This is a genomic window from Streptomyces sp. NPDC091649 (assembly GCF_044756785.1).
Lineage (GTDB): Bacteria > Actinomycetota > Actinomycetes > Streptomycetales > Streptomycetaceae > Streptomyces.
In genome coordinates this window covers 95,083-109,754 of the sequence record NZ_JBIVTR010000001.1, presented here as the reverse complement: position 1 = coordinate 109,754, position 14,672 = coordinate 95,083, and the positions used below count along the sequence as shown (strand labels likewise).

Here is a 14,672-nt window from a genome sequence, read left to right as displayed (position 1 = left end):
TCCGGGCCTTCTCCGGCCATCCGATCGGCGGCCGTGCCCTTCCTCCGCGCGCCCGCCGCCGTAGAGTGGACGCGTGCCCAGGATTCGAGCGGCCTCCGTGGCCGAGCACCGGACCATGCAGCGCGGCGCCCTCCTGGACGCCGCGCGCTCCCTGCTGTCCGAGGGCGGTACGGAGGCGCTGACCTTCCCCGCGCTCGCCGAACGCACGGGACTCGCCCGGTCCTCCGTGTACGAGTACTTCCGCTCCCGCGCCGCCGTCGTCGAGGAGCTGTGCGCCGTCGACTTCCCCGTCTGGGCGGCCGAGGTCGAGAACGCCATGCGGGGGGCCGAGACGCCCGAGGCGAAGATCGAGGCGTACGTGCGCCGACAGCTCGACCTCGTCGGGGACCGCCGCCACCGCGCGGTCGTCGCGATCTCCGCGAGCGAGCTGGACGCCGGGGCCCGGGAGAAGATCCGGGCGGCGCACGGCGGGCTGATCGCCATGATCGTCGAAGCGCTCGGCGACCTGGGCCACACGCAGCCGAGACTGGCCGCCATGCTCCTGCAGGGTTCGGTCGACGCCGCCGTGCGCCGTATCGAGCTGGGCGTCGCGGAGGAGCCGGCCGTCATCGCGGACACCGTCGTCGCCATGGTCCTGCGCGGCGTCAGCGGCTGACCCGGACGGCGTCCGGCCGCGGTTCCGGTACCCCGAACACCGGCAGCAGCCGCGAGGGGCCCCTGCGCGACAGCGAGGGCGGCAGCAGCGAGAGCGGGTCGAGATAGGCGTCCCCGCGCCGCAGCCCCCAGTGCAGACAGCCCTCCGCGCAGTGGGACGGCCCCTCCTCCAGCACCCCGACCGGCTGCCCGGCCCGCACGCCCGCGCCCTCCTCGACCAGGGCCCGCACCGGTTCGTACGTGGTGCGCAGCGGCGGCGAACCGCTGTCCGCCACCTCCAGGACGAGCACCCCGCGCCCCGCCACCGGCCCGGCGTGCGACACCAGGCCGTCGGCTGCCGCCAGCACCCGTGCGCCCGGCCCGGCCGCGAGGTCCACACCGCGATGACCGGGCCCGTACGGACCGGCGGGCGGCTCCCACCCCCGTGACACCGACGGTCTCCCCGCCAACGGCCAGCTCCGGGCCCCGTCGTCCGCGTCGGCTCCCGCCGTCGGCGGGGACGCCGACGCCCCGGCCGGCACGGCGGCCGGGCCCGGTGCGGGCAGCCCGGCCGCGAGCGGCCCATGCGCCACGAACACCAGGAGCGCCAGGAGCAGGGGGAGCGACAAGGCGGCCGCGCGCGGAAGGGCGGGCGGGAGCAGCGGGAGCAGGGCACGAGTGGCGGGGAAGCGGCGTGGGCCGGACTGATGACGCATGCCGCCACGATGTCCCGGAGTCCGGAATTCCGGGGATCACGCACCGTTCGGTGTGGACTACTCGCCGGTTGTGGATATCGCCGTCACCCGGTCGTGAACACCGCGCCCACCGGTCGTGAACATCGCCCCCGCCCGGCCGTGGACTCCGGCCCCACCCGTCGCGGACGCGGCCCCCGCCCCGTCGTGGACATCGCCGTCATCCGGCACCCAGTGGGTCCCGTACACTTCTTACGGCGATCCGGGTCACCGGGTCGACTTCGCACGCCCCGCCACCTCCCTCTTCTCGGAGGTGGCCGCGCTCCTCGGTCCCTCGTGGCACGGCGCGTCGGGGCGTCAGGCGCGAGCGCAAACCTGCGGTCGCGATAACCGAGCACCAAGGAGTACGGCCATGGCCGTCGTCACGATGCGGGAGCTGCTGGAAAGCGGCGTCCACTTCGGTCACCAGACCCGTCGCTGGAACCCGAAGATGAAGCGCTTCATCTTTACCGAGCGCAACGGCATCTACATCATCGACCTGCTCCAGTCGCTGTCGTACATCGACCGCGCCTACGAGTTCGTCAAGGAGACCGTCGCCCACGGCGGCTCCATCATGTTCGTGGGTACGAAGAAGCAGGCCCAGGAGGCCATCGCCGAGCAGGCGACGCGCGTCGGCATGCCGTACGTCAACCAGCGTTGGCTCGGCGGCATGCTCACCAACTTCTCCACCGTCTACAAGCGCCTTCAGCGTCTGAAGGAGCTTGAGCTCATCGACTTCGAGGACGTGGCCGCCTCCGGCCTCACCAAGAAGGAGCTCCTGGTCCTCTCGCGCGAGAAGGCCAAGCTGGAGAAGACCCTCGGTGGTATCCGCGAGATGCAGAAGGTGCCCAGCGCCGTCTGGATCGTCGACACCAAGAAGGAGCACATCGCCGTCGGTGAGGCGCGCAAGCTCCACATCCCGGTCGTCGCGATCCTCGACACCAACTGCGACCCCGACGAGGTCGACTACAAGATTCCGGGCAACGACGACGCGATCCGCTCCGTCACCCTGCTCACCCGCGTGATCGCCGACGCCGTCGCCGAGGGCCTCATCGCCCGCTCCGGTGCCGCCACCGGTGACTCGAAGCCGGGCGAGAAGGCCGCCGGCGAGCCCCTCGCCGAGTGGGAGCGCGACCTGCTCGAGGGCGACAAGAAGGACGAGACCGCGGCTACCGCCGATGTCCAGTCCTCCGTCGAGACCGAGAAGAACGCCGAAGCCGACGCCGAGACGCCGGCCGAGGCCGTCGCCGAGGCCAAGGCCGAGGCCGCTGTCGAGGCTCCGGCCGCCGTTGAGGCCCCCGCCGAGGCCCCGGCCGCCGACGCGGACGCCGAGCAGGCCTGACACCCGTCACGGCTACTGACGGCGGGGGCCGACGCCACAAGCGTCGCCCCCGCCGTCCACCCGTAGATCTTTCAGACTTCGAGAGAGACATACAGACTCATGGCGAACTACACCGCCGCTGACGTCAAGAAGCTCCGCGAGCTCACCGGCGCCGGCATGATGGACTGCAAGAAGGCGCTCGACGAGGCCGACGGCAACGTCGACAAGGCCGTCGAGGCGCTCCGTATCAAGGGTCAGAAGGGCGTCGCCAAGCGCGAGGGCCGCTCCGCCGAGAACGGTGCCGTCGTCTCCCTCATCTCCGAGGACCAGACGTCCGGCGTCATCCTGGAGCTGAAGTGCGAGACGGACTTCGTCGCCAAGGGTGACAAGTTCCAGGCCGTCGCCAACACGCTCGCCGCTCACGTCGCCGCGACCTCCCCGGCCGGCATCGAGGCGCTGCTCGCCTCCGAGATCGAGGCCGGCAAGACCGTCCAGGCGTACGTCGACGAGGCCAACGCCAACCTCGGCGAGAAGATCGTCCTGGACCGCTTCGCGCAGTTCACCGGCGCCTACGTCGGTGTGTACATGCACCGCACCATGCCCGACCTGCCCCCGCAGATCGGTGTTCTGGTCGAGCTGGACAAGGCCGACGCCGAGCTGGCCAAGGGCATCGCGCAGCACATCGCCGCCTTCGCCCCGAAGTACCTGTCCCGCGAGGACGTGCCGGCCGAGGTCGTCGAGGCCGAGCGCCGCGTCGCCGAGGAGACCACGCGCGCCGAGGGCAAGCCCGAGGCCGCCCTCCCGAAGATCGTCGAGGGTCGGGTCAACGGCTTCTTCAAGGAGGCGACCCTCCTCGGCCAGCCGTACGCGCTGGACGCCAAGAAGTCGGTTCAGAAGGTCCTGGACGAGGCCGGTGTCACCCTGAAGCGCTTCGCGCGCATCAAGGTCGGCATCTGATCCGTCCGGGCGAACAGCACCGGACCCGATAGGGTCCAGGGGGCATCCGGGGCCCAGTGCGGCCGACGGCCGCACTGACGCCGGACGACCGCAGATCTGACGAGGAGGCCATTGCCGCTGTAGGGACACCAGACCCACCGGCAATGGCCTTCTTCGTATGTGCACGAGGAGAATTTCCATGGACAAGGGCGCGGACGCCAATCAGGCCGACGGCAAGGGCGACGACGACAAGGGCTCCGGGCGCTTCATGCTGAAGCTCTCCGGTGAGGCATTCGCCGGTGGCGGCGGCCTCGGTGTCGACCCCGACGTCGTGCACACCATCGCCCGGGAGATCGCCGCCGTCGTACGCGACGGCGCCCAGATCGCGGTGGTCATCGGGGGAGGCAACTTCTTCCGCGGCGCCGAGCTCCAGCAGCGCGGCATGGACCGGGCCCGGTCCGACTACATGGGCATGCTCGGCACCGTCATGAACTGCCTGGCCCTCCAGGACTTCCTGGAGAAGGAGGGCATCGACTCGCGCGTCCAGACCGCCATCACCATGGGCCAGGTCGCCGAGCCGTACATCCCGCTCCGTGCCGTACGGCACCTGGAGAAGGGGCGCGTCGTGATCTTCGGCGCCGGTATGGGCATGCCGTACTTCTCCACCGACACCACCGCCGCGCAGCGCGCCCTGGAGATCGACGCCGAGGCGCTGCTCATGGGGAAGAACGGCGTGGACGGGGTCTACGACTCCGACCCGAAGGCCAACCCCGACGCGGTGAAGTTCGACGCGCTGGAGTACGGCGAGGTGATCACCCGCGACCTGAAGGTCGCCGACGCCACCGCCATTACGCTCTGCCGTGACAACCAGCTCCCGATCCTCGTCTTCGAGCTGACGGCCGAAGGCAATATCGCTCGCGCGGTCAAGGGTGAGAAGATCGGCACGCTCGTCAGCGACCGGAGCACCCGGGCCTGACGGCCCCCAGGATGGACAACGGCCTGCCGGTCGGACACCGTGCAGGTGAGGACGCGACGCAGGACCCGCAGGGCCAGGCGATGACGACGCCGGGCCCACCCAAGACACGCAGGAGCACGTGGTGATCGAAGAAATCCTCCTCGAGGCCGAGGAGAAGATGGAGAAGGCCGTTGTCGTCGCGAAAGAGGACTTCGCCGCGATCCGTACCGGCCGCGCGCACCCGGCGATGTTCAACAAGATCGTCGCCGACTACTACGGCGCGCTGACCCCGATCAACCAGCTGGCCTCGTTCTCGGTTCCCGAGGCGCGGATGGCCGTCGTGACGCCGTTCGACAAGAGCGCGCTGCGCAACATCGAGCAGGCGATCCGCGACTCCGACCTCGGCGTCAACCCGAGCAACGACGGCAATATCATCCGGGTGACCTTCCCTGAGCTCACCCAGGACCGCCGCAAGGAGTACATCAAGGTCGCCAAGACCAAGGCCGAGGACTCCAAGATCTCGATCCGCTCCATCCGCCGCAAGGCCAAGGAGACCCTCGACAAGCTCGTCAAGGACAAGGAGTCCGGCGAGGACGAGGTGCGCCGCGCCGAGAAGGAGCTCGACGACACCACCGCGAAGTACGTCGCGCAGGTGGACGAGCTGCTCAAGCACAAGGAAGCCGAGCTGCTCGAAGTCTGATGAACGACTCTTCCCGGGGTGCCCCGCAAGGAGCCGGTCACTGGGGCACACCCGAGATGAGTGCTGCCCCGGCGGGTCCTGCCCACGATGTGCATGGCGCCCAGCAGACTCGGCCCATGCCCAACGTGCCGGACTTTCCCGACGCAGGTAGAGACGCAGTCAGCCGCGACGACCGGGACAGGGACGCCGCTCACGTCAGCGGCCCCCTGTTCCGTGACGAGATGCCGCAGGAGCCCATGTCCACCCCGCTGCCGTCCCCGCCGCAGAAGAAGCGTGCGGGACGTGACCTGCGCGCCGCCATAGGGGTCGGCGTGGGCCTCGGCGCCGTCATCGGCGTCTCGCTGTTCATCGTGAAGGCCGCCTTCATCGGTGTGATAGTCCTCGCCGTCGTCGTCGGCCTCTGGGAGCTCACCTCCCGCCTCCAGGAACGCAAGGGCATCAAGGCGCCGCTGATCCCGCTGGCCGTCGGCGGAGCCGCGATGGTCGTCGCCGGTTACGCACGGGGCCCCGAGGGTGCCTGGGCCGCTATGGCCCTGACCGCCCTCGCGGTGCTGGTCTGGCGGATGACCGAGCCGCCGGAGGGATATCTCAAGGACGTCACGGCCGGGGTCTTCGCGGCGTTCTACGTACCCTTCCTGGCCACCTTCGTCGCCCTGCTGCTGACGGCGGACGACGGGTCCTGGCGGGTCCTGACCTTCCTGGTCCTCACCGTGGTCAGCGACACGGGGGCGTACGCCGTCGGCTGGCGGTTCGGTACGCACAAGCTCGCCCCGCGCATCAGCCCCGGCAAGACCCGCGAGGGCCTGCTCGGCGCGGTCGCCTTCGCGATGGCCGCCGGCGCGCTGTGCATGGAGTTCCTGATCGACGGCGGCGCCTGGTGGCAGGGCCTGCTGCTCGGCCTCGCGGTCGCGGCCAGCGCCACCCTCGGCGACCTGGGCGAGTCCATGATCAAGCGGGACCTCGGGATCAAGGACATGGGCACCCTGCTCCCCGGCCACGGCGGCATCATGGACCGGCTGGACTCGCTCCTGCCGACCGCGCCGGTCGTGTGGCTGCTGCTGGTGTTGTTCGTCGGCTCCGGCTGACCGACCCGGCACCCTGCCCCACCTGCACGTTTCACGAGCGAGGGTCCGTCGTCCACAGGGCGGCGGGCCCTCGCCCGTCTGTCTGCGACACTGGATGAACCATGCCTAAGCCCGGAGAACTCACTTTCGTCGCGCCCCGCGGATCCAAGAAGCCGCCGCGGCACCTCGCCGACCTCACGCCCGCCGAGCGCAAGGAAGCGGTCGCCGCGACCGGTGAGAAGCCGTTCCGCGCCCAGCAGCTCTCGCAGCACTACTTCGCGCGGTACGCGCACGACCCGGCCGAGTGGACCAACATCCCGGCGGGGTCGCGGGAGAAGCTCGCCGAGGCGCTGTTCCCCGACCTGATGTCCGTGATGCGGCACATCAGCTGCGACGACGACACCACGCGCAAGACCCTGTGGAAGCTGCACGACGGGACGCTCGTCGAGTCCGTCCTGATGCGCTACCCGGATCGCGTGACGATGTGCATCTCCTCGCAGGCCGGCTGCGGAATGAACTGCCCCTTCTGCGCCACCGGGCAGGCCGGCCTCGACCGCAACCTGTCGACCGCCGAGATCGTGCACCAGATCGTCGACGGCATGCGCGCCTTGCGGGACGGAGAGGTGCCCGGCGGTCCCGCGCGGCTGTCCAACATCGTCTTCATGGGCATGGGGGAGCCGCTCGCCAACTACAACCGCGTGGTCGGCGCGATCCGCCGCCTCACCGAACCGGAGCCGGACGGTCTCGGGCTCTCGCAGCGCGGGATCACCGTCTCCACCGTGGGCCTCGTCCCGGCCATGCTGCGTTTCGCCGACGAGGGCTTCAAGTGCCGCCTCGCCGTCTCGCTGCACGCCCCGGACGACGAGCTGCGCGACACCCTGGTCCCGGTCAACACCCGGTGGAACGTCCGCGAGGTGCTGGACGCCGCCTGGGAGTACGCCGAGAAGTCCGGCCGCCGGATCTCCATCGAGTACGCCCTGATCCGGGACATCAACGACCAGGCGTGGCGCGGCGACCGGCTCGGCCGGCTGCTCAAGGGCAAGCGGGTGCACGTGAACCTGATCCCGCTGAACCCCACCCCCGGCTCCAAGTGGACCGCCTCGCGGCCCGAGGACGAGAAGGCGTTCGTCGAGGCCATCGCGGCCCACGGGGTGCCCGTCACCGTCCGGGACACCCGTGGCCAGGAGATCGACGGGGCCTGCGGGCAGCTGGCGGCCTCCGAGCGCTGAGCACCGGTGAGGCCGTCGGCGCCGACGGTCTCACCGGCATCGGCGGCCTCGCTGCCCGGTCGAGAACCGCCGGTGTAGCCTTGGCCTGAATTCAACTTCATATTCCGACAGGGGAGCGCCACAGCGCTGAGAGTGCGGCACCAAGGACAGGTTGGCCGCAGACCCTCTGAACCTCGCCCGGGTCATTCCGGGTAGGAAGTTCGGACCTTACTCAAGCTGTTGCGCCCTGCCCGCTTCCGGTCCGCCGGACAGCGGGCGGGGCCGCGTCTCTTCCTGGTCACCTCCAGGAGGAATCACATGAACACCACCACGAAGTACGCGGCGACCGCCCTCGCCGCCGCTCTGGGCGTCACCGCGCTGGCGGGCTGCGGCGGTGAGGACGGCTCCGCGGGCTCCGGGGCGTCCAAGGGCGGCGGCTCCAAGACCGTCACCCTCGTCAGCCACGACTCCTTCAACGTCTCGGAGGAGGTGCTGAAGGCGTTCACCGAGGAGTCCGGCTACACGGTCGAGATCCTCAAGAGCGGCGACGCCGGGGCGGCGCTCAACCAGGAGATCCTGACCAAGGGCTCCCCGCGCGGCGACGTCTTCTTCGGCGTCGACAACACCCTGCTCTCCCGCGCCCTCGACAACGGCCTGTTCACCGCGTACGAGGCCAAGGGACTGGACAAGGTCACGGCCGACACGCAGACGGACGCGAAGCACCGCGTCACGCCCGTCGACACCGGCGACATCTGCGTCAACTACGACAAGAAGTACTTCGCCGACAAGAAGCTCGCGCCGCCGGAGACCTTCGAGGACCTCCTCAAGCCGGCGTACAAGGACCTCCTCGTCACCGAGAACGCCGCGAGCTCCTCGCCCGGCCTCGGCTTCCTCCTCGGCACCATCGCCACCCAGGGCGAGGACGGTTACGAGGCGTACTGGAAGAAGCTGAAGGCCAACGGCGTCAAGGTCGTCGACGGCTGGGAGCAGGCGTACAACGAGGAGTTCTCCGGATCCACGGGCGGCAAGAAGGCCAACGCGGACCGGCCGCTCGTCGTCAGTTACGCCTCCAGCCCGCCCGTCGAGGTGCTCTACGCCGACCCGCAGCCGAAGGAGGCCCCCACCGGGGTCGCCACCGGCACCTGCTTCCGGCAGACCGAGTACGCGGGACTGCTGACCGGAGCGAAGAACGAGGCGGGCGGCAAGGCGCTGCTGGACTTCCTGATCAGCAAGACGTTCCAGGAGGACATGCCGCTCAACATGTTCGTGAACCCGGTCGTGAAGGACGCGAAGCTCCCCGAGCTGTTCACGAAGTTCGGCGAGCAGGTCGACACACCTCCCACCGTCGCGCCCGAGAAGATCACCGCCAACCGTGAGCAGTGGATCCAGTCGTGGCAGTTGCTGGTCCTGAAGTAGGCCCCAGGACGAAGCCGGCCCCGGCCGCCCCGCCCGTCCGGGGCGGCGGGCGGCGGCGCGGGACCGCGGTGCGGCTCGGCCTGATGGCCGTGCCCGTCGCGTTCTTCGCGGTGTTCTTCGCCTACCCGGTGGCCGCGATCGTCGGCCGTGGCGTCAAGACGGGCGGTGCCTGGCAGTTCGGGCGGATCGGCGAGGTGCTGGCCCGTCCGGACATCCTCGACGTCCTCTGGTTCACCACCTGGCAGGCCCTCGCCTCGACCGCGCTCACGCTGCTGATCGCCCTGCCCGGAGCGTATGTGTTCGCCCGGTTCGACTTCCCGGGCAAGCAGGTGCTGCGGGCGGTGGTCACGGTGCCGTTCGTGCTGCCGACCGTCGTCGTCGGCACCGCGTTCCTGGCGCTGCTGGGGCGGGGCGGGTTCCTCGACGAACTGTGGGGCATCCGCCTCGACACCACCGTGTGGGCGATCCTGCTGGCCCATGTGTTCTTCAACTACGCCGTGGTCGTGCGCACGGTGGGCGGGCTCTGGTCCCAGCTGGACCCCCGGCAGGAGGAAGCCGCCCGCGTCCTCGGCGCCGGACGCCTCGCCGCCTTCGGCCGGGTGACGCTGCCCGCCCTCGCCCCGGCCGTCGCCGCCGCCGCACTGATGGTCTTCCTCTTCACCTTCACCTCCTTCGGCGTCGTGCAGATCCTCGGCGGACCGGCCTACTCCACCCTGGAGGTGGAGATCTACCGGCAGACCGCGCAACTCCTGGACCTGCCGACGGCCGCCGTGCTGACCCTGGTGCAGTTCGCCGCGGTCGGCGCGATCCTCGCCGTGCACGCCGCGACCGTACGCCGCCGGGAACGGGCGTTGCGGCTCGTCGACCCGGCGCAGACCTCCCGCCGGCCGCGCGGACCCGGCCAGTGGGCGCTGCTCGGCAGTGTCCTGCTCACCGCGCTGCTGCTGATCCTGCTGCCGCTCGGGGTGCTGGTGGAGCGGTCGTTCGACGGTCCGGCCGGTTACGGACTCGGCTACTACGAGGCCCTCCAGTCGGCCGGGTCCGGCGGCTCCGCCACCTTCCTGGTCCCACCGCTGGAGGCCGTCGGCAACTCCCTGCGGTACGCGCTCGTCGCGACGCTCATCGCCCTCGTCGTCGGCGGGCTCGCGGCGGCGGCCCTCACCCGGCGGGCCGGACGTCTGGTACGCGGCTTCGACGCGCTGCTGATGCTGCCGCTCGGGGTGTCGGCCGTGACCGTCGGCTTCGGTTTCCTGATCACCCTCGACGAGCCGCCGCTGGATCTGCGGACCTCCTGGATTCTGGTCCCGCTGGCGCAGGCGCTGGTCGGCGTCCCCTTCGTCGTACGGACCATGCTGCCCGTGCTGCGCGCGGTCGACGACCGGCTGCGGGAGGCCGCCGCCGTGCTGGGGGCCTCTCCGCTGCGGGCCTGGCGGGAGGTCGATCTGCCGCTGGTGCGGCGGGCGCTGCTGGTCGCGGCGGGCTTCGCCTTCGCCGTCTCCCTCGGGGAGTTCGGTGCGACGGTCTTCATCGCACGGCCCGACAACCCGACCCTGCCGGTTGCCGTCGCCCGGCTGCTGGGCCGGTCGGGGGAGCTCAACTACGGGCAGGCGATGGCCCTCAGCACGATTCTGATGCTGGTGTGCGCGGTGTCGCTGCTGCTCCTCGAACGTATCCGCACCGACCGATCCGGGGAGTTCTGAACGATGGCAGGGGAGTTCCGCACATGCTGAGCCTGGAGGCCGCCACCGTGCGGTTCGGGAAGCGGACGGCGCTGGACGCGGTGGATCTGGAGGTCGCCGACCACCGGATCGTCTGCCTGCTCGGTCCCAGCGGCAGCGGGAAGTCCACCCTGCTCCGGGCCGTCGCCGGACTCCAGCCGATGGACGCCGGCCGGGTCCGGCTGGCCGGGCAGGACCAGGCGGGCGTCCCCGTGCACCGGCGTGGCCTCGGCCTGATGTTCCAGGACCACCAGCTCTTCCCGCACCGCGATGTCGGCGCCAACGTCGCCTTCGGGCTCCGGATGCACGGGGCCGGACGGGCCGAGGCGGACAACCGGGTCCGCGAACTGCTGGAGCTGGTCGGCCTGCCCGGGGCCGAACGACGCGCGGTCGCCGCACTGTCCGGCGGCGAGCAGCAGCGCGTCGCCCTGGCCCGCGCTCTCGCCCCGCGCCCGAAGCTCCTGATGCTGGACGAACCGCTCGGCCAGCTCGACCGCAGCCTCCGCGAACGGCTCGTCGTCGAACTGCGCACACTCTTCCAGGCGCTGGGCACGACCGTGCTGGCTGTCACGCACGACCAGGGCGAGGCGTTCGCGCTCGCCGACCGGGTCGTCGTGATGCGGGACGGCCGGATCGCCCAGGAGGGCAGCCCGCTGGACGTCTGGCAGCGCCCCGCCTCCGCGTTCGTCGCCCGCTTCCTCGGGTTCGACAACGTCACGCCGGCGACCGTCACCGGTCAGGCCGCGGCCACCGCCTGGGGCAAGGTCCCGGTGCCGGAGGGCTCCCCGCAGGGCGAGGCCGGTCTGCTGGTGCGTCCCGCCGGGGTCCTGATCGGCGCTCCCGAGGACGGTCTGCGCTGCACCGTCGGCGTCCGTACCTTCCGGGGGAACCACGTGACCGTACGCCTGGCACCCGAGAACGCGCCGGTGCTGGAGGCCGAGTGCGCCCTGCGGGACACTCCCGACGAGGGCGCGACGGTGGGTGTCCGCTTCGACGCCGCGGAGACGGTGGTGTTGGCGGCCGAGTGAGGGGCCGAGCGGTCGCCGCCGCGCCATGTCACGGCTGCCGTTCGGCGTCCCGTACGGTGTCGGCCGCGCCGCCCGGGTCTCGACGCGGTCGCGGACCGGCTCGTCGGGCCGCTGCGGGACCGGGCGGCGGCCGCGGCGGTGGGGGAGCGGGGCGGGTGCGGGTCCGCGAGGCATGGGGTGGGAGCGGGTGTACGGCACCCTGGCCGGGCTGCTGAACCCGTGACCTGCGTGGCAGGGCGGCGTTGGGGCGGGCAAGCTGGAAGCGGACAATCCCGCGGTCGGCCGTCCGGCTCCGCGGGGACGGCCGTATCGGACAAGGACCGTGATCATGACCGGTGGCGCCCGCGAAGGCATCGACCTCACCCGCGTTCTGCACGCCCCGCAGCAGCGGGTCTTCGCCGCCTGGACGTCACCGGAGGACTTCGCGGCCTGGTACGGGGGCGAGGCGGACGTCCCGCTGGACCGGGTGGCGATGGACGTGCGGCCCGGCGGGGCGTGGAGCCTGGTCATGGTGATGCCGGGCGTCGAGATGCCCTTCCACGGGGTCTACCGCGAGGTGAGCGAGCCCGATGGGCTCGTGTTCACGCTCAAGGACGCCTCCGCGCCGGAGGACGCCGAGGGCGAGATCGTCACCGTCACCTTCAGCGACCTCGGCGACGGGACCACCGAACTGGCCTTCCAGCAGCGCGGCGGCAACCTCACCGCCGAGCAGTACGCGGCGGCGGAGGACGGCTGGGAGGCGTTCTTCGACGCCCTGGCCGCCCGGCTCGCCGCCCGTCCGTGAGCGGTCACCGGGCCCGGCTCGCCACCCGCGCGTGAGCGGTGCCTGAGCCCGCCGCGTCGCCCGCACGCGAGTTGCCCGGTCGCCCCACCGGTCCGCCGGCGCGTCCGCGGTGGGTCACTTCGCCAGCGGTAGCGCCGCCAGCTGTGCGACCACCCAGGTCAGCGGGGCGAACAGCGCCAGCAGCGCCACCGCCCGCAGCACCGTCGCCCGGCGCAGCGTGGCCGCAGGAGCGCCCATCTTGAGCAGCGCCTCGACCGTGTGGGCCCGGGCGTGCTTGGCCTCCAGGGCCGAGGTCAGCAGCGTCGCCGCCGTACAGCCGAGCACCAGCACCGCACCGAGCGCGGTGAGCGGGCCGTACGGGCGCTCGTCGCCCCCGTACAGCGCCGAAGCGGCGATCGCGGCGGACAGCACCGCGCAGACGACACCCAGCGGCCGGCCGATCCGGCGTGCCTCGTCCATCAGGACCCGCCCGGCCAGCAGCCGTACGGCCCCGGGGCGCACCGCCTGGAGCACCCGCCCGCACAGGTGCGTCAGGCTCGGCCCGGCCATCGCCAGGCCGACCGCGGTGAGCGTCCATCCGATCAGCACCGCCACCGGAGTGGAGTCGAACCGGCCGGGCAGCGGGAACGGGTTACCCGCCGCCTCCCGGGACCCGTACGCCTCGACCGCGAGCCCGACGGCCGTCAGCGCCACGCCCCAGGGAAGCCCGGCCGGAGCCGGTGCGGGCTCCGGCAGCTCCTCGGAGCCGAAGGCGTCCCGTGCCGGGTCGGGCCGCGAGCGCAGCGCCAGCGCGCTCGCCACCGACGCCGCCACCGGTACGAGGGCCAGGAGCATGAACGCGGCGGCCGGCGGCAGGGGGCTGCCGGCGCCGAGGAACTCCGCCGCGCCCCCGTCGAACGGCATCCCGGTCAGGTCGCCGCGCAGATGCAGGAAGAAGAGCAGGGCCATCAGGGAGCCGAGCGTCGTGGAGACGGCTGTGGAGACCGCGGCCAGCGCGGAGAGCCGCACCGGGCCGAGGCCGAGGGAGGAGAGGCCCGGCCGGGGTCGGGTGCTCGGGTCGGCCCGGGCCACCGCCACGGCGAACTGCACGGTGGCGGCCAGCGGCACGAAGCACCACAGCAGCCGCAGCACCGAACCGGCGGACGCGGGGTGTGCGGCGGCGTACCCGAGGCTGCACAGGAGGAGGAACCCGACGCCGGCCGACGCGGCGGCCACCAGCAGCCGCCGGACCAGGACGAGAGGGTGGGAGCCGCGGGCTAGACGGAGAGCGAGCACGCCGCGCGGCCCTCCGCTTCCGGTTCCGCGGGCAGGGCGCCGGTGGCGGCGCGACGGCCGTCCAGCAGCGGGAACGCCCGGTCGGCGAGTGCGGCGACCTCGGCGTCGTGCGTGGCCAGCACGACGGTGATGCCGTGCGAGCGGGCCGCCGTGGTCAGGGTGCGCAGCACCTGGGTGCGGTCCGCGCGGTGCAGGGTCGCGGTGGGCTCGTCGGCGAAGATCACGGTCGGCTGTGCGGCCAGCGCCCGCGCCACGGAGATCCGCTGGCGCTGCGCCTGGAGCAGGGCGTGCGGCCGCTTTCTGGCGAAGGCGGCGATGTCCAGGCGCTCCAGCCACTCGGTGGCGGCCTTCCTGGCGGCCCGGTGCGAGACGCCGCGCAGCAGCAGGGGCAGCGCGGCGTTCTCCCAGACGGTCAGCTCCGGGACCAGTTCGGGGTCGGAGGAGATCCAGCCGAAGCGTTCCCGGCGCAGCTGTTCGCGGACCCGGGGGGCCATGGTGTGCACGGGGACGCTGTTGAACCAGACCTCGCCCTGCTGGGGCACCAGCCGGCCCGCGAGACAGTGCAGCAGCGTGGTCTTGCCGCTGCCGCGCGGGCCGGTCACAGCGAGGATCTCGGCGTCCTCGACGCCGATGGAGACACCGCCGAGACCGGGCGATCCGTTGTGGGAATGGTGCAGGGAACGCGCCCAGATCACGTCGTTGTCCGGCGGGGCCACCATGGCGTACACCTCGGTTCAGGTCGGATTTTCCGTCCCCCGTACGGGGGAACGAAGACGCGGCCGATCGGTCACTCGGCACCGTAGAGAGGCGGACCGGTGTCGGAGCACAGCACGCGGCCCGGATACGCCCCTTCTCACTCGAAGGGGCGTATCCGGGCCGGTGAACCCTATGAAATGACCGCCG

Annotated in this window: 14 protein-coding genes and 1 riboswitch; of the genes, 11 read left to right on the top strand and 3 right to left on the bottom strand. The window is 71.7% G+C overall.

The window, feature by feature from the left end:
- Positions 1-97 precede the first annotated feature (97 nt).
- Positions 98-655 (top strand): helix-turn-helix domain-containing protein, encoded by a 558-nt coding sequence (locus ACIQMU_RS00450; RefSeq protein WP_352238572.1) that lies wholly within the window; start codon positions 98-100, stop codon positions 653-655.
- Here ACIQMU_RS00450 and ACIQMU_RS00445 read toward each other — a convergent pair.
- Positions 645-1,349: a murein hydrolase activator EnvC family protein gene (locus ACIQMU_RS00445; RefSeq protein ID WP_402687975.1), complete on the bottom strand. Its 705-nt coding sequence runs from the start codon at positions 1,347-1,349 to the stop codon at positions 645-647. The two genes, ACIQMU_RS00450 and ACIQMU_RS00445, sit on opposite strands and share 11 nt — an antisense overlap.
- A gap of 388 nt (positions 1,350-1,737) precedes the next feature.
- Between ACIQMU_RS00445 and rpsB the strand changes: the two genes are divergently transcribed.
- From rpsB to ACIQMU_RS00395, 10 genes are all read left to right on the top strand, one after another.
- A complete protein-coding gene (gene rpsB / locus ACIQMU_RS00440; RefSeq protein WP_352238463.1) occupies positions 1,738-2,706 on the top strand; it encodes a 30S ribosomal protein S2 in 969 nt (322 codons plus the stop codon).
- 99 nt (positions 2,707-2,805) lie between these two features.
- Positions 2,806-3,642, top strand: coding sequence for a translation elongation factor Ts (gene tsf, locus ACIQMU_RS00435; protein ID WP_352238464.1), 837 nt, complete (start codon positions 2,806-2,808; stop codon positions 3,640-3,642).
- A 178-nt stretch (positions 3,643-3,820) separates the two neighbouring features.
- Positions 3,821-4,597 (top strand): UMP kinase, encoded by a 777-nt coding sequence (gene pyrH / locus ACIQMU_RS00430; RefSeq protein ID WP_352238465.1) that lies wholly within the window; start codon positions 3,821-3,823, stop codon positions 4,595-4,597.
- 121 nt (positions 4,598-4,718) lie between these two features.
- A complete protein-coding gene (frr, locus tag ACIQMU_RS00425) occupies positions 4,719-5,276 on the top strand; it encodes a ribosome recycling factor (RefSeq protein WP_003965937.1) in 558 nt (185 codons plus the stop codon).
- Complete coding sequence (locus tag ACIQMU_RS00420) at positions 5,276-6,361, top strand: phosphatidate cytidylyltransferase (protein WP_352238466.1); 1,086 nt, start codon at positions 5,276-5,278, stop codon at positions 6,359-6,361. The genes frr and ACIQMU_RS00420 overlap by 1 nt, the downstream gene beginning before the upstream one ends.
- 101 nt (positions 6,362-6,462) lie before the next feature.
- The gene (gene rlmN / locus ACIQMU_RS00415) at positions 6,463-7,569 is read left to right on the top strand and encodes a 23S rRNA (adenine(2503)-C(2))-methyltransferase RlmN (RefSeq protein WP_402687974.1); all 1,107 of its coding nucleotides are present in this window, start codon (positions 6,463-6,465) and stop codon (positions 7,567-7,569) included.
- A gap of 99 nt (positions 7,570-7,668) precedes the next feature.
- Positions 7,669-7,785, top strand: a riboswitch (TPP riboswitch).
- An 81-nt stretch (positions 7,786-7,866) separates the two neighbouring features.
- Positions 7,867-8,964, top strand: a complete 1,098-nt coding sequence (locus ACIQMU_RS00410; protein ID WP_352238467.1) for a thiamine ABC transporter substrate-binding protein — start codon at positions 7,867-7,869, stop codon at positions 8,962-8,964.
- An 83-nt stretch (positions 8,965-9,047) separates the two neighbouring features.
- Positions 9,048-10,664 (top strand): iron ABC transporter permease, encoded by a 1,617-nt coding sequence (locus ACIQMU_RS00405; RefSeq protein WP_352238468.1) that lies wholly within the window; start codon positions 9,048-9,050, stop codon positions 10,662-10,664.
- A gap of 23 nt (positions 10,665-10,687) precedes the next feature.
- On the top strand, positions 10,688-11,710 hold the full coding sequence (locus ACIQMU_RS00400) for an ABC transporter ATP-binding protein (RefSeq protein WP_402687973.1): 1,023 nt from the start codon (positions 10,688-10,690) through the stop codon (positions 11,708-11,710).
- A gap of 328 nt (positions 11,711-12,038) precedes the next feature.
- A complete protein-coding gene (locus tag ACIQMU_RS00395; RefSeq protein ID WP_352238470.1) occupies positions 12,039-12,494 on the top strand; it encodes an SRPBCC domain-containing protein in 456 nt (151 codons plus the stop codon).
- Between the two features lie 114 nt (positions 12,495-12,608).
- On the opposite strand, the gene ACIQMU_RS00390 is transcribed toward ACIQMU_RS00395, so the two are convergent.
- Both ACIQMU_RS00390 and ACIQMU_RS00385 read right to left on the bottom strand, forming a co-directional pair.
- Positions 12,609-13,769 carry a hypothetical protein gene (locus ACIQMU_RS00390; RefSeq protein ID WP_352238471.1) on the bottom strand — a complete coding sequence of 387 codons (1,161 nt, stop codon included), beginning with the start codon at positions 13,767-13,769 and terminating at the stop codon, positions 12,609-12,611.
- Positions 13,751-14,488, bottom strand: a complete 738-nt coding sequence (locus ACIQMU_RS00385; protein WP_352238472.1) for an ATP-binding cassette domain-containing protein — start codon at positions 14,486-14,488, stop codon at positions 13,751-13,753. Before ACIQMU_RS00385 ends, ACIQMU_RS00390 begins: the two co-directional genes overlap by 19 nt.
- Between the last annotated feature and the right edge of the window lie 184 nt (positions 14,489-14,672).

Coding starts and splice junctions, on each gene's coding strand:
- ACIQMU_RS00445 (WP_402687975.1), bottom strand. CDS start 1,349: ATGCGTCATCAGTCCGGCCCACGCCGCTTCCCCGCCACTCGTGCCCTG.
- rpsB (WP_352238463.1), top strand. CDS start 1,738: ATGGCCGTCGTCACGATGCGGGAGCTGCTGGAAAGCGGCGTCCACTTC.
- tsf (WP_352238464.1), top strand. CDS start 2,806: ATGGCGAACTACACCGCCGCTGACGTCAAGAAGCTCCGCGAGCTCACC.
- pyrH (WP_352238465.1), top strand. CDS start 3,821: ATGGACAAGGGCGCGGACGCCAATCAGGCCGACGGCAAGGGCGACGAC.
- ACIQMU_RS00420 (WP_352238466.1), top strand. CDS start 5,276: ATGAACGACTCTTCCCGGGGTGCCCCGCAAGGAGCCGGTCACTGGGGC.
- rlmN (WP_402687974.1), top strand. CDS start 6,463: ATGCCTAAGCCCGGAGAACTCACTTTCGTCGCGCCCCGCGGATCCAAG.
- ACIQMU_RS00410 (WP_352238467.1), top strand. CDS start 7,867: ATGAACACCACCACGAAGTACGCGGCGACCGCCCTCGCCGCCGCTCTG.
- ACIQMU_RS00405 (WP_352238468.1), top strand. CDS start 9,048: ATGGCCGTGCCCGTCGCGTTCTTCGCGGTGTTCTTCGCCTACCCGGTG.
- ACIQMU_RS00400 (WP_402687973.1), top strand. CDS start 10,688: ATGCTGAGCCTGGAGGCCGCCACCGTGCGGTTCGGGAAGCGGACGGCG.
- ACIQMU_RS00395 (WP_352238470.1), top strand. CDS start 12,039: ATGACCGGTGGCGCCCGCGAAGGCATCGACCTCACCCGCGTTCTGCAC.
- ACIQMU_RS00385 (WP_352238472.1), bottom strand. CDS start 14,488: ATGGTGGCCCCGCCGGACAACGACGTGATCTGGGCGCGTTCCCTGCAC.